We start from the raw sequence: 19,204 nt of genomic DNA on the forward strand, positions 1-19,204 counted from the left end.
TTATCAACCAGTTGATAATAATTTCACACTTTCCTTCGGAAAGACGCACTACGTGCTTGCGAATTTATTACTGGCCCTTGTCAGGGGGACAGAAGCAAAATCAAAAGCTTAACTGGTCAATAAGAAAATTTTCACCAATTCCATTGGCTGTAATTTCTCTTGTAGACCACGCTATCGAAGTCTCTGAACCCTTGGCAGGGTCATCGCCATACGCAGTCACCAGCACGCCCGTAGGCGGCCTGAGTGACGAAACCAAACTAGTTCACCCGTAAGGTGAACATCGATCAGGAGCAAAATGACCAAAGTCAAAAATATGATTTGGAAACGTTTAAATTTCACCGGTGTGAAATCAAAAACAAAAGGCAATATCCTCGGAACCAATCAACTAACTAAATCCCTTGAACATTCGTTAAGACTTGTTCAAAAGCATGGCATGGAATTTAATTTAGACTTGAAAATGAACAACTTGATTGTTCACAACAATAAAATTATTCAGCTCGAAGCTCTATCGAAAGATGAACGAAGAGATATATTGAAAAGCATAGTTGAACCTGCTATTGCAACAAGTGAATCAAAACAGCTATCCACTGTTAACAATTCCGAACTTTCTAAGTACTCGTACAAACTGAAACAACTCGCTCAAAAAAATGAATCCCCTGAACTCACTACACTTCTCAAAAGTATATTGACCAATAAAAACGAGCCAATAGACAAGGGTGAAACCCTTGCCCAGTTAGAGCTTTTGACTTTAAAAAGAAAGGAACAAAAAAAATCTTGCCTATCAACTTACATTGATTTGCACAATTCTAAAATGGAGCTTTCTAAACCTATACCCGATAATTTTCATAAGAAAAGAACAGTTGTTCAAGAGGCATTTTGGAAATTTCCATTTAATCAAAATGTGGACAGTATAAAACCGGCCCACTATATAAATACTATCAATAGCTTTTATAAAGAACATTTTCCAGATTATCCGATTAAACTGATTGTGTTTCATGGTGATGAAATTTCGTCGCCTGATGATAATGGCTTGGCTGTTCACCCTCATATATTTATAGATGGTAAAAACAGCAAAACAAATAAATACGACATAATCGACCAAGAATTTAGAATGGTGAATAAATTCAGGGGTTTGAAAGGTCTTGAACCACTCGATAGACACGATGGTAAATATTCCACCGCTGTTCAGTTGGGCGTAGATTATCAAGAAATGATTTATAAACACGTCAATGAAAAACTTGCCAAATATAACTATGATATATCTGTGGAGATCATACCGGATTCGCCAGAAAAAAAAGCAAGAAACAGGTTAATAAAAAAAGATACTTCACAACCTAAAATTGATAGGGTTTATAATTCCATAAGTCGAGGAACTGAACAAAAAGCAAAACTTGATAACGAATTGAATTCAATTAACGAACGAACTAAAAAAGCCGCTAATGCAATAAGTGAACTTAGCGAAAACTTTAAATTAGCAAAGTCTAATTATTCCGAACAATTAGATGAATTCAAGACAGCCGAAAAGAAGAAAGTTGATACAAATTTAAAAGAATATAGAGCCAATGAAATAAAAAAGAATGATGAATACATTAAAGAACAATTGAATTTTATTGATAGAATATCAAGCATGTTCAAATCAATATCAGACTTTGTTGAGGTTTGCGTCAATAGAACTTGGAAGATGGACACTAAACGACCGACGAAGGAAAAAGTTATTGAGGTTAATAAAAGATTAGATGAAATGTATAAAGCATTACCAACAAGTGATGGTAAAAAAATAATCAATGACTATCTCGACGAACAAAATAAATCACTTGAAAAATATGATGTTGAAGCCAGCTTTAAACCTAAAAAACTGAACCCATCTCGCAGAACCTTGAAATTGCACTGATTAATTTTAACAGAGATATAAGAAGACAGAGTTTAAACTCTGTTTTTCATGTGAGTGCCATAAGTGGCAAAATCAAAAGCACTCTGGATGGTAAGAGCAAAAGCAGCGATTTGACTTTATCTAATAAAATGATACAACATAAAAAGGTGAACCCCGAATGTTGTTAGCATTCAGGGTTCGGCGTTGATACTGAATGAGGCAGTTTCAACTTGTAATTAAAGTTATATCACATAATTTTATATCTTCAAGTCTCTCCCGCCTTAAAAATTCATAACTATAAGAAATTCAGTATTCACGCCTGTAAGCAATGTTGGAAATTCAGGTGATTGTTCCGTTGCGTAGCCAAAGAGAAATAGAATGGGGATATTGGAAATTTCTCGACCCGCCAGCCATAGAAATATGTTGAACAGGGTTCCAATGTGGTGTTGATATAGCCATCAAGTGTTCAAAGTTTAAACTGAGTATCACAGATTTAAACCCCGAGCTAAAACAAGCGTAATCGGGTAAGGCTCAACTGTTTTCAGTTTATGAAGATAGGAAGACCAGCTTTGCCCGAGCTTTATTCTGGTAAGAATAAAAGCGAAGGGCAAGGCTGGAATTAAAAAGATATCACACATGTACGTACCTACTCACATACACACACCTACACACCTACACACCTACATACACATACCTACACCTACACCTACACCTACACCTACACCTACCTACACACTCACACCTCTACGCCATTACATCGCTAAAACACTCGAAACACCCCAAATTTAAGTGGTTTATTAGGTCGGGAGTAGTAAGACACCTATGCAGCTAATTACGCTTCGTAATCACGCATTTTAAATAACATCTTTTGGTAGCAAAACTTTCGAAAATTTTAAAGTCGTTATTTTGCCGTTTTTAGAGGATTCACCATCATCCTCGTATATTAATATCTACACGCAAAAATACGCTGTTTTTGGCCTATTTCCGTTAATGCACCAAAAAAACGCATTTGTTTTTTTATGAGTTTTTTATGTGGTTTTTTGAGTTTTCATCTTTTTGGACAGCCGTTTCTTGGCTTAAAATCAATGAAAACCACTGTCAATAGCAAAATGAAAATAAATTTAAGGTCGAACCTTATTAGTCAAATAGGGTTAGACCTTAATCAATGCAATCATCTGCTCATTTTTCAACCTTGAACAAGTTCAAGCTTTCAAAATGACCTTGCTTACCTATGCTTATGATTTGCACCACTTTCAGCGATTAACATTCCAACGATACGAGCCCCCCAAGTAATTACCAGAAGACCGACGACTATAAAAAACAATGTCCACATCCCTTTGAATGCACTGGCTAATAATGCAAATGGCACTACTGCTCCCCCAAGTAATACCATGCCAAGAATCGCCCAAAAACCACCCCATAGGAACCATGTAGTCAAAAGGCTAATGAGAAAACTCAGGAGGCCGAAAACATATGAAAATATGTATATCGTTGCACCAGTAAAAAACCGAAGTCTTTTAAAGATTGAAAGTGGTAACAACACAAACAAAATCAACCCTATACATATCCATCCTACTGATATTAACGGCGGAATTATTTGTTCGTAAGCTCTGGTTATGCCTGCAAAAAATAAGAACGGTAAAGCCAGCAATCCTAGAAAAACGGCAATCCCGAACGCAATGCTCCCAGCTTTTGATAGAAATCCCATACAACCTCCTGTTGGCAAAATGCCATTCTCAGTCCAATCGGGAGCAAAAATCCATTGCTAAAAATTGTGTGGAATAACCCCCTACCATTCGAATCCGGGCATATCGTAATCTCGCGGGCGAAAGATCGCGTGCGCTTTCCGGCGCGTTTTCAATTGGTGGCGGCGATGAATCCATGTCCCTGTGGATATCTTGGCGAACCGAGCGGGCGCTGCTCCTGCACGCCGGACATGGTGCAGCGTTATCGCAACAAACTGTCGGGGCCGCTGCTCGATCGCATCGACCTGCACCTGACCGTCGCCCGGGAAACCACGACGTTGAACCCCACGGTGAAACCGGGAGAGGACAGTGCCCGTGCTGCAGCGCTTGTCGCCGAGGCGCGTGAGCGCCAGCAGAAGCGTCAGGGTTGTGCCAATGCCTTTCTGGATTTGCCGGGGCTGCGTCGGCACTGCAAGTTATCCACAGCCGATGAAAACTGGCTGGAGTCGGCTTGCGAACGTCTGACCTTGTCGCTGCGTTCGGCACATCGGTTGCTCAAGGTTGCGCGGACGCTGGCGGATCTGGAACAGGTTGATGCGATCAACCGTGAGCATTTGGCGGAAGCGTTGCAGTATCGGCCGGCAACGCAGTGAGTGCCGACACCGCGTCGCCCCCATCGCGAGCAGGCTCGCTCCCACAGGGGACGGCGATAAGGGTAGAAACCGCAGACATCCTTTACGTTTTAAACCGGAGACATCGTTTCAACTCAGGTGCATGACGTCTGGTAATTCCATGGATCGGACTTCGTTCTGCAGAAAGTCGCTGAGCCGGCGCATGCGCTCACCGCCGGGCCGGGTTTTCGGCCAGACCAGGTAATAACACTCACCGCTGGCGACGGCGGTCGGCCACGGCAAACTCAGGCGCCCCTGAGCCACGTCCTCCGCGACCATCAGCAGATCGCCCATGGACACACCATAGCCTCGCGCGGCGGCGATCATACCCAGTTCCAGGGTATCGAACACCTGCCCGCCCTTGAGCGACACCTGTTCGGCCAGGCCCATGCGCTCCAGCCAGTTGCGCCAGTCGCGGCGGTCAGGCGTGGGGTGCAGCAACTCGGTGTTGGTCAGGCGCTCGACATCCCAGGGCTGGTCGTTAAGCAGGTTGGGCGCACCGACCGGGATCAATTCCTCAGGGAACAGGTAACTCGCCTCCCAGTCCGGAGGGAAATGGCCGTTACTCAACAGCACCGCACAGTCGAACGGCTCGTCGTTGAAATCCACGGAATCGACGTCCATCCACGCACTGGTCAGTTGCACCTCGTTGCCTGGTTGCAGGTGGCGAAAGCGGCTGAGGCGCGCCAGCAACCAGCGCATGGTCAGGGTCGACGGGGCTTTCATGCGCAGGATGTCGTCTTCGGCGCGCAAGGTATTGCAGGCGCGCTCTAGCGCGGTGAAGCCTTCGCGAATGCCCGGCAACAGTAACCGCGCCGACTCGGTCAGTTGCAGGTTGCGGCCGCTGCGATGAAACAGGCGGCAGGCAAAATGTTCTTCGAGCGTACGAATATGCCGGCTGACCGCACTTTGGGTAATCGACAGCTCCTCGGCCGCGCGGGTAAACGAGCTGTGCCGCGCCGCCGCTTCGAATGCGCGCAGGGCATACAAGGGAGGAAGACGACGTGACATTGGGAAAGCTCCTACACAGGTTTCTGGCCACCCTAGCAGAAACTCTCCAGCATGAGTTTGAATCATGCCATCCATCCTTTTTATCCCTTTGTGCAATCCCCCCAGAGCGCCGAGAATCGACGCTTTCCTGTTTCCCTTGATAATCGAGCGTGATGACCATGCAACATCCAGCACGTACTGAACTCTGGGCCATCCTGCGGCTGGCGGGGCCGCTGATTGCCTCGCAGTTGGCGCACATGCTGATGGTCCTCACCGACACCCTGATGATGGCGCGTCTGAGTCCCGAGGCGCTGGCCGGTGGCGGGCTCGGCGCGGCGACCTATTCGTTCGTGTCGATTTTCTGCATCGGCGTGATTGCGGCCGTCGGTACTCTGGTGGCGATCCGTCAGGGGGCCGGCGATATTGTCGGGGCTACCCGGCTGACCCAGGCCGGGTTGTGGCTGGCATGGCTGATGGCGCTGGTCGCCGGTTTGCTGTTGTGGAACCTCAAACCGGTGCTGCTGCTGTTCGGCCAGACCGAAAGCAACGTCCACGCAGCCGGGCAGTTTTTGATCTTCCTGCCGTTCGCCCTGCCCGGCTACCTGAGCTTCATGGCCCTGCGCGGGTTCACCAGCGCCATTGGCCGCGCGACACCAGTGATGGTCATTAGCCTGGGCGGTACAGTCGCCAACTTCTTGCTCAACTATGCGCTGATTACGGGGATGTTCGGCCTGCCAAAATTGGGGCTGGTGGGCATCGGGCTGGTCACGGCGATTGTCGCCAACCTGATGGCACTTGCGCTGGCGTGGCACATTCGTCGTCACCCGGCGTACGAGGCTTATCCGCTAAGTCAGGGCCTGTCACGGCTGAACCGCCAGTACCTGAAGGAGTTGTGGCGTCTGGGCCTGCCGATTGGCGGCACCTACGCGGTGGAAGTCGGGCTGTTTGCCTTCGCCGCGCTGTGCATGGGCACCATGGGCAGCACGCAACTGGGCGCACACCAGATCGCCCTGCAAATCGTCTCGGTGGCGTTCATGGTCCCGGCGGGTATTTCCTACGCAATCACCATGCGCATCGGTCAGCATTACGGCGCCGGGCAGCTGCTGGATGCGCGTCTGGCCGGGCGGGTCGGCATTGCGTTCGGGGCGGCGGCGATGCTGTGTTTCGCCATGGTCTTCTGGCTGCTGCCAAACCAGTTGGTCGGCCTGTTCCTCGACCACAACGATCCGGCGTTCCGCGATGTCATCAACCTGGCCGTGAGCCTGCTGGCAGTGGCGGCGTGGTTCGAGCTGTTTGACGGCACGCAAACCATCGCCATGGGCTGCATTCGCGGACTCAAGGATGCCAAGACTACTTTCCTCGTCGGCCTGGGTTGCTATTGGCTGATCGGCGCTCCGGCGGCGTGGTGGATGGCGTTCCACTTGCACTGGGGGCCAACTGGCGTGTGGTGGGGCCTGGCACTGGGCCTGGCGTGCGCGGCGGTGAGCCTGACGCTGGGGTTCGAGTGGAAAATGAAGCGGATGATCAAGCGCGATACGACGTCAGAGCAGCGCTTCGAGGTCGCTCAGCCTGACTGAGACCGCTGTAGGAGCGAGCTCGCTCGCGATGGTCGTCAACGATAACGCTGGCTGGCAGGTGCCCCGCGGCGTTCTCAGGTTTATCGCGAGCAAGCTCGCTCCTACAGGGCTCTGTGGCAACCTCAGCTTACGATTTCCAGCATCGGCTGCTGGCTGGAGCCAATCGTCAGATACTCCACCAGCTCGGCCAGCGGCAATGGCTTGCTGATCAAATAGCCCTGCACCTGATCGCACTCGAACCCGCGCAGCAGATCCAGTTGCTCCGGCGTTTCCACGCCTTCTGCGACCACCTCAAGGTTGAGGTTGTGCGCCAGATTGATCATCGCGTGGACCAGTTTGCGGTTTTCCTCACGCTGTTCCATGCCGCCGACAAAGCTCTTGTCGATCTTCAGCAAGGTGATCGGCAGGCTGTTGAGGTGCACGAACGACGAGAAGCCGGTGCCAAAGTCGTCGAGGGAGAAGCGCACACCGAGGCGCCCGAGGGCGTCCATGGTCTGCTTGACCAGATCGCTGCGGCGCATGACCGCGGTTTCGGTCAGCTCGAACTCCAGCCACTGCGCCTCGACACCGCGCTCGGCAATCAGACGACTCAGGGTCGAGAGCAACTGGCTGTCCTGGAATTGCCGGAACGACAGGTTGATCGCCATGTGCAACGGCGGCAAACCCAGCTCACGCAGCGCCTGCATGTCGCGCAAGGCCCGGGAAATCACCCAGTAGCCCAGCGGCACGATCAGACCGCTTTGCTCGGCCAGCGGCACGAATTCGCTCGGAGGCAGCAAGCCGCGCTCGGCATGCCGCCAGCGCACCAGGGCTTCGAGGCCGACGATCTGCCCGTCTTCAAGGTTCAGGCGTGGCTGGTAGTGCAATTCCAGCTCATCGCGGCGCAGCGCCCGGCGCAGCTCGGTTTCGAGGTCGGCGATGCTGCGGGCATTGCGGTTGATGCGCTCGTTGAAAATGTGAAAGGTGCAGCCTTGGGTGCTTTTGGCCTGCTGCATGGCGATATGTGCATGCCACATCAGCGGATCCGCACCGGTCTGGGCCCGGGCGTAGGCGATGCCCAGGCTGGAACCGATCAGCAGGCTTTCGCCATCGACCCAATAAGGCTCGGCCAATGCTTCGCTGATGCGTTCGGCCATCCACTCGGCACGCTGGGGAGCGCGACGGGTGTCGATCAACAGAGCGAACTCATCGCTGCCCAGGCGTGCCAGTTGATCGCCGGCCTCGAGCTGGCTCTTGAGCCGCGCCACCACTTGCAGGATCAGGCGGTCACCGGCCTGATGGCCGAGGGCGTCGTTGGCATAACGAAAGTTGTCGAGGTCGAGATGACCGAGGGCCAGGCCGCGACCGTCGTTTTCCGCCAGCCGCGCCGTCAGCAGGGTCTGGAAGCCCTGGCGGTTGGCGATGCCGGTGAGCGGATCTTGCTCGGCCAGGCGTTGCAGCGTGTTTTCCAGGACGCCACGCTCGCGCACATGGCGCAGGCAGCGGCGCAACATGCCGGAGTCGAGCAGGTCGCGCACCAGCCAGTCACTCACACCGTCGGGCGGGGTCAGCGGCTCATGGTCGAGCAGCAACACCGTCGGCAGGCTGCAACGGCCCGGCGCCGGTTGAAGTTGCGGGATGGTCAATAACACCGCGCTGCGGTTGTCATCGAACAGGCTGCTGACCGACTCCCAACTCGGCGCGCTGATGAGCACGGCCGAGCTCCCCATAGGAGCCAGACACTCGCGCAACAACGCTGCCCACGCTGGCTCTTCGGCCAGTAGCAGCAAACGCAAGGGTTCGACAGGCGTAGACAAGCTAGCTCCCTAGACTCTGCAAAAATGTAGGCGACGGGCATTATGCCGTTCCGATGGTCAATGACAATGACATCAGTTGGCAAAACGAGCCCTTTGTATCCGCAATTACGAACATTAGCCGCAAATTCGTTGCGCATCCTGCGTGAAAGTAACAAAACCGGCAATTGCAGATAGCGTGGTACGTCACAAGTCGGACAGAGCAGCACAATTCGCTGAGCCTGTTAAAATGCCGGCCCATTTCGTGACTGACTCCTGAATTTACCTATGTCCCGACTCAATCCCCGGCAGCAAGAAGCCGTGAGCTACGTCGGCGGCCCTCTTTTGGTGCTCGCCGGTGCAGGCTCCGGCAAGACCAGCGTAATCACACGCAAAATCGCGCATCTGATCCAGAACTGCGGCATCCGCGCCCAGTACATCGTCGCCATGACCTTTACCAACAAGGCCGCCCGCGAGATGAAGGAACGGGTCGGCACCCTGCTGCGTGCCGGTGAAGGTCGCGGGCTGACGGTCTGCACGTTCCACAACCTGGGCCTGAACATCATCCGCAAGGAGCACGTGCGGCTGGGCTACAAGCCGGGCTTCTCGATCTTCGACGAGACCGACGTCAAGGCCCTGATGACCGACATCATGCAGAAGGAATACTCGGGCGACGACGGCGTCGACGAGATCAAGAACATGATCGGCGCCTGGAAAAACGACCTGATCCTGCCGGCCCAGGCCCTGGAAAACGCGCGCAACCCCAAGGAACAGACCGCCGCCATCGTCTACACCCACTATCAGCGCACGCTCAAGGCGTTCAACGCGGTGGACTTCGACGACCTGATCCTGCTGCCGGTGAAGCTGTTCGAAGAGCACGCCGACATTCTGGAAAAGTGGCAGAACAAAGTGCGTTACCTGCTGGTCGACGAATACCAGGACACCAACGCCAGCCAGTACCTGCTGGTGAAAATGCTCATCGGCAAACGCAACCAGTTCACCGTGGTGGGCGACGACGACCAGTCGATCTACGCCTGGCGCGGGGCTCGCCCGGAAAACCTGATGCTGCTCAAGGAAGACTACCCGTCCTTGAAAGTGGTGATGCTGGAGCAAAACTACCGCTCCACCAGCCGCATCCTGCGCTGCGCCAACGTGCTGATCTCGAACAACCCCCACGAGTTCGAAAAGCAGCTGTGGAGTGAAATGGGCCACGGCGACGAGATCCGCGTGATCCGTTGCCGCAACGAGGACGCCGAGGCCGAGCGCGTGGCCATGGAAATCCTCAGCCTGCACCTGCGCACCGACCGCCCGTACAGCGATTTCGCGATCCTGTATCGTGGCAACTACCAGGCCAAGCTGATCGAGCTGAAGTTGCAGCATCACCAGGTGCCATATCGCCTGTCCGGCGGCAACAGCTTTTTCGGACGTCAGGAAGTGAAGGACCTGATGGCCTACTTCCGCCTGATCGTGAACCCGGACGACGATAACGCCTTCCTGCGAGTGATCAACGTGCCGCGCCGCGAGATCGGCTCGACCACGCTGGAGAAGCTGGGCAACTACGCCACCGAACGCAAGATCTCGATGTACGCCGCCACCGATGAGATGGGTTTGGGCGAACACCTGGACAGTCGCTTCACCGATCGCCTGTCGCGCTTCAAGCGCTTCATGGACAGGGTGCGCGAGCAGTGCGCCGGCGAAGACCCGATCTCGGCCCTGCGCAGCATGGTCATGGACATCGACTATGAGAACTGGCTGCGCACCAACAGCTCCAGCGACAAGGCCGCGGACTACCGCATGGGCAACGTCTGGTTCCTGATCGAGGCCCTGAAGAACACCCTGGAAAAAGACGAAGACGGTGAAATGACCGTCGAGGACGCCATCGGCAAACTCGTCCTGCGCGACATGCTCGAGCGCCAGCAGGAAGAGGAAGACGGGGCCGAAGGTGTGCAGATGATGACCTTGCATGCATCCAAGGGCCTGGAATTCCCCTACGTGTTCATCATGGGCATGGAAGAGGAAATTCTCCCGCACCGTTCCAGCATCGAAGCCGACACCATCGAAGAAGAACGTCGCCTGGCCTACGTGGGCATTACCCGTGCGCGCCAGACCCTGGCCTTCACCTTCGCCGCCAAGCGCAAGCAGTATGGCGAGATCATCGATTGCGCGCCGAGCCGCTTCCTCGATGAGTTGCCGCCGGACGATCTGGCCTGGGAAGGCAACGACGACACACCGACCGAAGTCAAAGCCGTGCGGGGTAACAACGCATTGGCGGATATACGCGCGATGTTAAAGCGCTAGAATTGACCACTTTTATATGACCTTCGGCGCACAGGCGCCAAAAGAGGACAGCTTCATGGAAGCCCTGCACCAGAAAATTCGCGAAGAAGGCATCGTGCTTTCCGACCAGGTCCTGAAAGTCGACGCCTTTCTGAACCACCAGATCGACCCGGCCCTGATGAAGCTGATCGGCGACGAATTCGCCACGCTGTTCAAGGATTCGGGCATCACCAAGATCGTCACCATCGAAGCTTCGGGCATCGCACCGGCGATCATGACCGGCCTGAACCTCGGCGTGCCGGTGATTTTCGCCCGCAAGCACCAGTCCCTGACCCTGACCGAAAACCTGCTGTCGGCGACCGTGTACTCGTTCACCAAGCAGACCGAAAGCACCGTGGCCATCTCCCCGCGCCACCTGACCAGCAGCGACCGCGTGCTGATCATCGATGACTTTTTGGCCAACGGTAAGGCGTCCCAGGCGCTGATCTCGATCATCAAGCAGGCCGGCGCGACCGTGGCGGGCCTGGGCATCGTGATCGAGAAGTCGTTCCAGGGCGGCCGTGCGGAACTGGATTCGCAGGGTTATCGCGTAGAGTCGTTGGCTCGTGTGAAGTCGTTGAAAGATGGCGTTGTGACCTTCATCGAGTAAGCCGGGATACAGCAATACCCTGTGGGAGCGAGCTTGCTCGCGATTGCATAGTGTCAGTCGACATCTTCGTTGACTGATACACCGCTATCGCGAGCAAGCTCGCTCCCACAGTTGTTTTTGGGGGACAGTTACTGCGCAGTTGCCTTGAGGCCGGTGAGCAGCAGACGTTGATACAAGTCTTCCTTCAGTCCTTCAGGATTGGCCAGTTGCATGCGCTCCAGATGTTCTGGAAACAACGCAGGCTCCGGCGCATCCAGCGCTGCCTTGCCCAATTCCAGCACCTCGCTCAGCTTGAACTTGCTCTTGAGCCAGTTCAGCGCTCGCAACACATCTCGCTCGACCCCGGTGAAATCACACCCTAGCGGATACTCTGGAAACAGCTGCGGATGTCGTGCCTGAATGCCCTGCAACCGTTGCGGAGTGTTATCAGCAAAGCGCGGATCGAGACGGAAGTCCTTGGGCAATTTGCCGACTTTCTGTGCCTGCTCGATCAATCCCGACTGAAAACGTGAGTCGCTGATATTCAACAGTGCTTCAATCACCGCCGCATCAGTCTTGCCCCGCAGATCGGCGATGCCGTACTCGGTGACCACGATGTCGCGCAGATGCCGGGGAATCGTGCAGTGACCATACTCCCAGACAATGTTCGAGCTGACGTCGCCGCCAGACTCACGCCAACTGCGCAGCAGCATCACCGAGCGCGCGCCTTGCAACGCATGCCCCTGAACCACGAAGTTGTACTGCCCGCCTACGCCGCTGAGCACACGCCCATCTTCGAGCTGATCCGCCACAGCGGCACCCAGCAATGTCACGGTGAACGCGGTGTTGATGAACCGTGCATCAAGACGCTGCAAACGCTTGAGTTCTTCCTGGCCATAGAGCTCGTTGATGTAACTGATGCGAGTCATGTTGAATTCGAGCCGCTTGCTCTGCGGCAATTCGCGCAAGCGTTCGTAGAAGGTGCGCGGGCCGAGGAAAAAGCCGCCATGCACAGAAATGCCATCGGTTTGCGCGGCCTCATCCAGGGTACCGGCATTCGCCTGCTGCTGGGTCGCCACGTCCGGGTAAACCTTGCGCCGCACGATCCCGGCATCCGCCAGTACCAATAAGCCGTTGACGAACATTTCGCTGCAGCCATACAGGCCTTTGGCGAACGGTTCGATGCCACCTTCGCGCTCGATCAGTTGCGCCCACTGGTTGAGGTTCACTTCGTCCAGCAAGGTTTTGTAAGCATCACTGTCGGCTTGTCGCGCCAGCAGCGCCGCCGTCAGCGCATCCCCCATGGAACCGATGCCGATCTGCAAAGTGCCGCCGTCACGTACCAGGCTGCTGGCGTGCAGGCCGATGAAATGGTCCTGGCACCCCACCGGCATGTTCGGTGTGGAGAACAGTGTGGTGTTGTCCTTCTCATCGATCAGCAGGTCGAAGGTGTCGATGCCGAGCTCCGCATCGCCGGTCATGTAAGGCAGATCGTTGTGTACCTGGCCGACCATCAGGATGGTTTCTCCGGCGGCACGGCGCCTGGCGATCATCGGCAACAGGTCGAGGGTGATGTCCGGGTTGCAGCTCAGGCTCAAGCGGTCGGGTTGCCCGGCATGGCTGGCGACTAACTGAGCGACCAGATTCAACCCGGCGGCATTGATGTCCCGCGCCGCATGGCTGTAATTGCTGCTGACGTAATCCTGTTGCGCCGTCGCACTGTTGAGCAGGCTGCCGGGCTGCATGAAAAACTGCTGGATGTGGATGTTGCCCGGGAGTTGATCGCAACGCAGGTCGGCGAGGAAATCCAGCTCGGGATAATCGCCGAACACCCGCTCGATAAAGGGTTCGAGGAAACGCTTTTGCAATCCGTCGCCCAAGGGTGGACGACCCAGGCACAGCGCGGTGTAGATCGTCAGCCGCCGCTCTGGCAGTTGCGCGAGACGTCGATACAACGCGTTGACGAAGTGGTTGGGTTTGCCCAGGCCCAGAGGCAAGCCCATGTGGATGTGGACCGGCAACCGCGCCAGTACGTCATCGACCGCCTGCTCGATAGAACACAGCTGCACCATCGGATCCTCCCTCACGCTCCATGAATTGGGGTTGGACCGAGCTTGCCGGGTCTTGGCTGCAATGAACAGCCTGTTAATGCCAATCGGCCGCCACTGGCCCCCTGTAGGAGCGAGCTCGCTCGCGATGGTCGTCAACGATAACGCTGGAAACCTGACACCCCGCGGCGCCTTCAAATTCTTCGCGAGCGAGCTCGCTCCTACAAGTAATCAGCGGTGTATATCGAGATCGCGGGCACAAAAAAGCCGCTCGAAAGCGGCTTTTCAGCAGAAAGACTCAGGCTTATTTCAGGCCGGACATCTTCTGGATCGCGCCTTTTAGCTCGGCGTCTGCACAATCGGCGCAGGTGCCTTTTGGCGGCATCGAGTTGAGGCCGGAGATAGCCTTGGCGAGCAGGCCGTCAACACCACCTTCTTTCTTGGCGCGCTCGCCCCAAGCGGCGGCATCACCGATTTTCGGCGCGCCCAACAGGCCTGAACCGTGGCAAGCGTTGCAATGTTTTGCAATCACTTCATCCGGGGTTTTCGCACCACCACCGCCGCCAGCGGCAGTGGCCACCTCCATGCCCTTGCACTCTTTACCCTGAACACAGACCTGACCGACCGGTTCAAGGCGTTTGGCGATAACGTCGTTGGTCGCAGCTTGAGCGCTGACACTGACAGCCCATAGGGCCAATACGGTTGCTGGTGCAGCCAGCATTTTCATAATTAGGTTCACGCGTTCACCCTCAATGGTGGCTAGTCACGCCTACGGCCACGGTTCGCAGGCGGGCGCAAGTATAGCGGTAAGCCCGTCGCACTGAAACAACCCCAAAGTCGCAAGGGTCTTAGGCTGCGGCGGAAAAACGGCCCGGGCGCCACTGCGATACTGGCAGGACGCCTCTTTTCTTAGAAATTCGCTGGCGTGGCTGCGCTGATTAGTCGCGCAGGCGCATCGAACGGATTCCGGAATCGATGTGGCTTGGTACTTTCAAAGTAGTAGCTATCGCCGGCTTCGAGGACAAAAGTTTCGAGACCGACCACCAGTTCCAGTTTTCCTTCGACCAGGATGCCGGTTTCCTCGCCTTCATGGGTGAGCATCTCGTCACCGGTGTCGGCGCCTGGCGGATAGATTTCATTGAGGAATGCGATGGCCCGGCTCGGGTGGGCCCGGCCGACCAGTTTCATGGTCACGGCGCCATCGGAAATATCGATCAGCTCGTTGGCCTTGTAGACAATCTGAGTCGGTTTTTCCTGCAGGATTTCTTCGGAAAAGAACTCGACCATGGACATGGGAATCCCGCCCAACACCTTGCGCAGCGAACTGATCGAAGGGCTCACGCTGTTCTTCTCGATCATCGAAATCGTGCTGTTGGTGACCCCCGCCCGTTTGGCGAGCTCACGCTGGGAAAGGCCTTTGAGCCTACGGATGGATTGCAGTCGTTCACCGACGTCCAAAGCTTGCGCCTCCAGGATTCAGGATTGTTGTAACAGTGAGCGTTATCATGGCGACAGCGTTCAGTATTTACAACACCTTGACCTGAATCCTGCTCAGCGAGGCGACTTCCGGTCTGGAGCCCTGCGCACTAAGCCCCGGAATAGAGCAGTGGCACTCGGCGCAGGTTGCAGAAAATCTGGTAAGGAATCGTGCCGGCAGCCATCGCTACATCACTGGCGAGGATGTTTTTGCCCCACAACTCGACGGTCGAACCGAGACCGGCCTGCGGCACATCGGTCAGGTCGATACAGAGCATGTCCATCGACACCCGGCCGATCAACTGGCTGCGCTGCCCGGCCACCAGCACTGGCGTGCCGGTCGGAGCCAAACGCGGGTAGCCGTCGGCATAACCCATGGCCACGACGCCAATGCGCATAGGTTTAGGGGTGATGAATCTGGCGCCGTAACCAACGGGTTCGCCAGCCGGCAACTCGCGAACACTGATCACTTTCGACTCCAGGGTCATGACCGGTTGCAGGCGCGATGCCACTTCATTGGCTTCTTCGAAGGGCGTGGCGCCATAGAGCATGATGCCCGGACGCACCCAATCACTCGGAATCTGCGGCCAGCCAAGCACCGCCGGCGAGTTGCGCAAGCTGACCTCGGCGGACAAGCCCTTGCGCGCCGCTTCAAATACCGCCACCTGATCGGCGCTGGCCTGCTCGTGCAGTTCATCGGCGCGAGCAAAGTGGCTCATCAGCACCACTTTCGCGACCTTGCCGCTGGCCAACAGCCGTTGATAGGCCGTCTGATAATCAGCTGGATGCAGTCCAACGCGGTGCATGCCCGAATCAAGCTTCAGCCACACAGTGATCGGCTTGCTCAAAGCGGCTTTCTCGATGGCTTCGAGTTGCCACAGCGAATGCACCACGCACCAGAAATCATGCTCGACGATCAGTGACAACTCATCGGCTTCGAAAAAGCCTTCCAGCAACAGCACCGGCGCACGAATGCCCGCTGCCCGCAACTCCAACGCCTCTTCGATGCAGGCCACGGCAAACCCGTCTGCCTCGGCTTCCAGCGCTTGAGCGCATCGCACAGCGCCATGGCCATAGGCATCGGCCTTGATCACCGCGAGGGCTTTGGCCCCCGTGAGCTCACGGGCGATTCGGTAGTTGTGACGCAGGGCTTGAAGGTCGATCAGGGCACGGGCAGGACGCATGGCGGCACACTTCTGGTCGGGTTATCGGGAAGAAAAAACCGGCGCTGGCTGACAGCGTGAACCGCCAACAGCACCGGGAGAGGGATCTTTCTGACAGGATTATGGCAGAGCGGCGACAACCGACAGCTCGACCAGGATTTCCGGCTCGCACAATTTCGACTCAACCGTGGCGCGGGCCGGGGCAACACCTTTTGGCAGCCACTTGTCCCACACCGCGTTCATGCCTTCGAAATGCGCGTCGATGTCTTTCAGGTAAATCGTCACCGACAGCAGATGGTGCTTGTCGGTGCCGGCCAGATCGAGCAACCGCTCGATATTGGCGAGGGTTTCACGGGTCTGCTGTTCAATCCCGGCGTTCATGTCATCGCCGACCTGTCCGGCCAGGTAAACCGTGCCGTTATGGGTGACGATCTGACTCATGCGCTCATTGGTGAGCTGGCGCTGGACTGACATGCTTTGCAGGCTCCTGGGTTTTGTTGCCATAACGGGAAATATCGAGGCCTTCGGCGCTGATCTGCGGCTTTTTCTTCGCCATCAGGTCGGCCAGCAAGCGACCCGAACCACAAGCCATGGTCCAGCCGAGCGTGCCGTGACCGGTATTCAGGAACAGGTTCTTGAACGGCGTGGCACCCACGATCGGCGTACCGTCGGGAGTGGTCGGACGCAGGCCGGTCCAGAAATCGGCCTGGGCCAGATCGCCACCCTGAGGATAAAGATCGTTGACGATCATCTCCAGGGTTTCGCGGCGACGCGGGTTCAGCGACAGGTCAAAACCGGCAATCTCGGCCATGCCGCCAACGCGGATACGGTTGTCGAAACGGGTGATCGCGACCTTGTAGGTCTCGTCGAGAATGGTCGAGGTCGGTGCCATCGCCGGGTTGGTGATCGGCACGGTCAGGGAGTAGCCCTTGAGCGGATAAACCGGTGCCTTGATGCCCAGCGGCTTGAGCAGTTGCGGCGAGTAGCTGCCGAGCGCCAGCACGTAGCGGTCGGCGGTTTCCAGCTTGCCGTCGATCCACACGCCGTTGATGCGGTCACCGGCGAAGTCCAGGCGCTGAATATCCTGACCGAAACGGAACTGCACACCGAGGTTCGCGGCCATCTCGGCGAGCTTGGTGGTGAACATCTGGCAGTCGCCGGTCTGGTCATTCGGCAGGCGCAGGGCACCGGCGAGGATGTCGGTGACGCTGGCCAGTGCCGGCTCGACGCGGGCAATGCCTTCGCGGTCGAGCAGTTCGAACGGCACGCCGGATTCTTTCAGCACGGCGATGTCTTTCGCGGCGCCGTCCAGTTGAGCCTGGGTGCGGAACAGTTGGGTGGTACCAAGGCTGCGGCCTTCGTAGGCGATACCGGTCTCCAGGCGCAGTTCGTCGAGGCAGTCACGGCTGTACTCGGACAGACGGACCATGCGCTCCTTGTTCACCGCGTAACGGCTGGCGGTGCAGTTGCGCAGCATCTGTGCCATCCACAGGTACTGATCGATGTCGGCAGTGGCCTTGATCGCCAAGGGTGCATGGCGCTGCAACAGCCACTTGATGGCTTTGAGCGGCACGCCCGGCGCGGCCCACGGCGAGGCATAACCTGGCGAGACCTGTCCGGCGTTGGCGAAACTGGTCTCCATGGCAGCAGCTGGCTGCCGGTCGACGACCACCACTTCAAACCCGGCACGGGCCAAGTAATAAGCACTGGTGGTACCGATGACGCCGCTACCCAAGACCATGACGCGCATTTTCAAATCCCTCATCGCGGCTAACCGCTGACGTTTGTTATTCAAAGCTTCAGATGCGCGCAGTGTAAAAAAGATTTGCCAGTGCTTTTCACTATATAAGCGCCTATATTTGGCGACAATTCTCGGCAAAAACCCTTTTCACGGAGGCGCATCCCCTATGCGTACCAACACCCAGACCAAACGTGAGCTGGACAAGATCGACCGCAACATCCTGCGGATCCTGCAAGCGGACGGGCGGATTTCCTTTACGGAGCTTGGGGAAAAGGTCGGGCTCTCGACCACGCCCTGCACTGAGCGGGTCCGGCGCCTGGAGCGCGAGGGGATCATCATGGGCTACAACGCCCGGCTCAATCCGCAGCACCTGAAGGGTAGTCTTCTGGTGTTCGTCGAGATCAGCCTGGACTACAAGTCCGGCGATACATTCGAAGAGTTCCGACGTGCAGTGCTGAAATTGCCCCATGTGCTGGAGTGTCACCTGGTGTCAGGGGATTTCGACTACCTGGTGAAGGCACGAATTTCCGAGATGGCCTCGTATCGCAAATTGCTGGGCGACATCCTGCTCAAGCTGCCCCACGTGCGCGAGTCCAAGAGTTACATCGTGATGGAAGAGGTGAAAGAGAGCCTGACCTTGCCGATTCCGGATTGAGATTTGCGGTGCCTTTCAGGACCTCATCGCGAGCAAGCTCGCTCCCACAATGAACCGGTTTTGAACACAAAGTTTATGCAGACTCAAATACCTGTGGGAGCGAGCTTGCTCGCGATTGAGGCAACTCGGTCCACCTGAAGACCCGCTCCTTTTAAACCAGCACTTGCCGTGTACTGGCCATGTACTCGAATACCTGCTTCTCCACCCGCGGATGAATCAGCTCCACCGGCCCCCGCCCATTGGGGCACGGCAAGGTCTTGGTGGTACCGAACAACCGGCAGATCAGCGGCCGCTCGTCATACACCGTGCAACCATTCGGCCCCAGATGCACACAGTTGAGCTCTTCCATCGCGGCATCCTGCTCGGCGCGAGTCTTGCGCGGCAGGCGCGACATTTCTTCCGGCGAGGTGGTCACCGGCCCGCAGCAGTCATGGCAGCCGGGCACGCACTCGAACGAGGGAATCTGTTGTCGCAATGTGCGAATTGTCTGGCTGTTGCAGCTCATTGCAGCGGTGACCCAAAGCGGAATAGAGCGCGATTCTGACGCAAAAGCCCCGATCCAGACAGCGCCAGCCGACCAATGTTGCCCGCCCGGGAAGGTCCGGCTTATGCTCCGTCAAGTTTTCTAAACGCAAGAATCAGGAACACGCA

At 55.9% G+C, this 19,204-nt stretch carries 15 protein-coding genes and 1 pseudogene; 6 read left to right on the forward strand and 10 right to left on the reverse strand.

Annotated elements, in window-relative coordinates:
- Nucleotides 1-295: 295 nt before the first annotated feature.
- Nucleotides 296-1,891, forward strand: coding sequence for a hypothetical protein (locus AB4Z35_RS06325; protein WP_442096370.1), 1,596 nt, complete (start codon nt 296-298; stop codon nt 1,889-1,891).
- A 1,204-nt stretch (nt 1,892-3,095) separates the two neighbouring features.
- On the opposite strand, the gene AB4Z35_RS06330 is transcribed toward AB4Z35_RS06325, so the two are convergent.
- Complete coding sequence (locus AB4Z35_RS06330; protein ID WP_169916451.1) at nt 3,096-3,578, reverse strand: hypothetical protein; 483 nt, start codon at nt 3,576-3,578, stop codon at nt 3,096-3,098.
- A gap of 84 nt (nt 3,579-3,662) precedes the next feature.
- On the opposite strand from AB4Z35_RS06330, the pseudogene AB4Z35_RS06335 reads away from it, so the two are divergent.
- Nucleotides 3,663-4,208 (forward strand): annotated as a pseudogene (locus AB4Z35_RS06335) (ATP-binding protein); the annotation flags it as partial.
- A 108-nt stretch (nt 4,209-4,316) separates the two neighbouring features.
- On the opposite strand, the gene AB4Z35_RS06340 reads toward AB4Z35_RS06335, so the two are convergent.
- Nucleotides 4,317-5,237, reverse strand: a complete 921-nt coding sequence (locus AB4Z35_RS06340; protein ID WP_008001067.1) for a LysR substrate-binding domain-containing protein — start codon at nt 5,235-5,237, stop codon at nt 4,317-4,319.
- 158 nt (nt 5,238-5,395) lie between these two features.
- Between AB4Z35_RS06340 and AB4Z35_RS06345 the strand changes: the two genes are divergently transcribed.
- Nucleotides 5,396-6,793 carry a NorM family multidrug efflux MATE transporter gene (locus AB4Z35_RS06345; protein ID WP_008001068.1) on the forward strand — a complete coding sequence of 466 codons (1,398 nt, stop codon included), beginning with the start codon at nt 5,396-5,398 and terminating at the stop codon, nt 6,791-6,793.
- Between the two features lie 122 nt (nt 6,794-6,915).
- On the opposite strand, the gene AB4Z35_RS06350 is transcribed toward AB4Z35_RS06345, so the two are convergent.
- On the reverse strand, nt 6,916-8,589 hold the full coding sequence (locus AB4Z35_RS06350) for a putative bifunctional diguanylate cyclase/phosphodiesterase (protein ID WP_442096371.1): 1,674 nt from the start codon (nt 8,587-8,589) through the stop codon (nt 6,916-6,918).
- A 264-nt stretch (nt 8,590-8,853) separates the two neighbouring features.
- On the opposite strand from AB4Z35_RS06350, the gene rep reads away from it, so the two are divergent.
- Nucleotides 8,854-10,863 carry a DNA helicase Rep gene (rep, locus tag AB4Z35_RS06355; protein ID WP_033052577.1) on the forward strand — a complete coding sequence of 670 codons (2,010 nt, stop codon included), beginning with the start codon at nt 8,854-8,856 and terminating at the stop codon, nt 10,861-10,863.
- A 55-nt stretch (nt 10,864-10,918) separates the two neighbouring features.
- Nucleotides 10,919-11,491, forward strand: coding sequence for a xanthine phosphoribosyltransferase (locus AB4Z35_RS06360; RefSeq protein ID WP_008001071.1), 573 nt, complete (start codon nt 10,919-10,921; stop codon nt 11,489-11,491).
- Nucleotides 11,492-11,619: 128 nt separating this feature from the next.
- Here the strand turns inward: AB4Z35_RS06360 and AB4Z35_RS06365 are convergent, their stop codons facing one another.
- The 6 genes from AB4Z35_RS06365 to dadA all read right to left on the reverse strand — a co-directional run bounded on the left by AB4Z35_RS06365 (nt 11,620) and on the right by dadA (nt 17,907).
- Nucleotides 11,620-13,542: an acetyl-CoA hydrolase/transferase C-terminal domain-containing protein gene (locus AB4Z35_RS06365; RefSeq protein WP_442096372.1), complete on the reverse strand. Its 1,923-nt coding sequence runs from the start codon at nt 13,540-13,542 to the stop codon at nt 11,620-11,622.
- Between the two features lie 280 nt (nt 13,543-13,822).
- A complete protein-coding gene (locus AB4Z35_RS06370) occupies nt 13,823-14,245 on the reverse strand; it encodes a c-type cytochrome (RefSeq protein ID WP_442096468.1) in 423 nt (140 codons plus the stop codon).
- 182 nt (nt 14,246-14,427) lie between these two features.
- Nucleotides 14,428-14,976, reverse strand: a complete 549-nt coding sequence (locus AB4Z35_RS06375) for a cupin domain-containing protein (RefSeq protein WP_007975150.1) — start codon at nt 14,974-14,976, stop codon at nt 14,428-14,430.
- 128 nt (nt 14,977-15,104) lie between these two features.
- Nucleotides 15,105-16,178, reverse strand: a complete 1,074-nt coding sequence (gene alr, locus AB4Z35_RS06380; protein ID WP_442096373.1) for an alanine racemase — start codon at nt 16,176-16,178, stop codon at nt 15,105-15,107.
- Nucleotides 16,179-16,277: 99 nt separating this feature from the next.
- Nucleotides 16,278-16,631, reverse strand: a complete 354-nt coding sequence (locus AB4Z35_RS06385; RefSeq protein WP_007989530.1) for a RidA family protein — start codon at nt 16,629-16,631, stop codon at nt 16,278-16,280.
- Nucleotides 16,603-17,907: a D-amino acid dehydrogenase gene (dadA, locus tag AB4Z35_RS06390; protein WP_442096374.1), complete on the reverse strand. Its 1,305-nt coding sequence runs from the start codon at nt 17,905-17,907 to the stop codon at nt 16,603-16,605. Before dadA ends, AB4Z35_RS06385 begins: the two co-directional genes overlap by 29 nt.
- Before the next feature lie 157 nt (nt 17,908-18,064).
- Between dadA and AB4Z35_RS06395 the strand changes: the two genes are divergently transcribed.
- Nucleotides 18,065-18,553, forward strand: coding sequence for an Lrp/AsnC ligand binding domain-containing protein (locus AB4Z35_RS06395; protein WP_007975155.1), 489 nt, complete (start codon nt 18,065-18,067; stop codon nt 18,551-18,553).
- A 151-nt stretch (nt 18,554-18,704) separates the two neighbouring features.
- Here AB4Z35_RS06395 and AB4Z35_RS06400 read toward each other — a convergent pair whose 3' ends face one another.
- Nucleotides 18,705-19,058: a YkgJ family cysteine cluster protein gene (locus AB4Z35_RS06400; protein ID WP_007975156.1), complete on the reverse strand. Its 354-nt coding sequence runs from the start codon at nt 19,056-19,058 to the stop codon at nt 18,705-18,707.
- Nucleotides 19,059-19,204: the final 146 nt, after the last annotated feature.

Source organism: Pseudomonas sp. KB_15, assembly GCF_052114525.1.
Taxonomy (GTDB): Bacteria; Pseudomonadota; Gammaproteobacteria; order Pseudomonadales; family Pseudomonadaceae; genus Aquipseudomonas.

Coding starts and splice junctions, on each gene's coding strand:
- AB4Z35_RS06400 (WP_007975156.1), bottom strand. CDS start 19,058: ATGAGCTGCAACAGCCAGACAATTCGCACATTGCGACAACAGATTCCC.
- AB4Z35_RS06360 (WP_008001071.1), top strand. CDS start 10,919: ATGGAAGCCCTGCACCAGAAAATTCGCGAAGAAGGCATCGTGCTTTCC.
- AB4Z35_RS06395 (WP_007975155.1), top strand. CDS start 18,065: ATGCGTACCAACACCCAGACCAAACGTGAGCTGGACAAGATCGACCGC.
- AB4Z35_RS06345 (WP_008001068.1), top strand. CDS start 5,396: ATGCAACATCCAGCACGTACTGAACTCTGGGCCATCCTGCGGCTGGCG.
- AB4Z35_RS06370 (WP_442096468.1), bottom strand. CDS start 14,245: ATGAAAATGCTGGCTGCACCAGCAACCGTATTGGCCCTATGGGCTGTC.
- alr (WP_442096373.1), bottom strand. CDS start 16,178: ATGCGTCCTGCCCGTGCCCTGATCGACCTTCAAGCCCTGCGTCACAAC.
- dadA (WP_442096374.1), bottom strand. CDS start 17,907: ATGCGCGTCATGGTCTTGGGTAGCGGCGTCATCGGTACCACCAGTGCT.
- AB4Z35_RS06330 (WP_169916451.1), bottom strand. CDS start 3,578: ATGGGATTTCTATCAAAAGCTGGGAGCATTGCGTTCGGGATTGCCGTT.
- AB4Z35_RS06365 (WP_442096372.1), bottom strand. CDS start 13,542: ATGGTGCAGCTGTGTTCTATCGAGCAGGCGGTCGATGACGTACTGGCG.
- AB4Z35_RS06340 (WP_008001067.1), bottom strand. CDS start 5,237: ATGTCACGTCGTCTTCCTCCCTTGTATGCCCTGCGCGCATTCGAAGCG.
- rep (WP_033052577.1), top strand. CDS start 8,854: ATGTCCCGACTCAATCCCCGGCAGCAAGAAGCCGTGAGCTACGTCGGC.
- AB4Z35_RS06385 (WP_007989530.1), bottom strand. CDS start 16,631: ATGTCAGTCCAGCGCCAGCTCACCAATGAGCGCATGAGTCAGATCGTC.
- AB4Z35_RS06325 (WP_442096370.1), top strand. CDS start 296: ATGACCAAAGTCAAAAATATGATTTGGAAACGTTTAAATTTCACCGGT.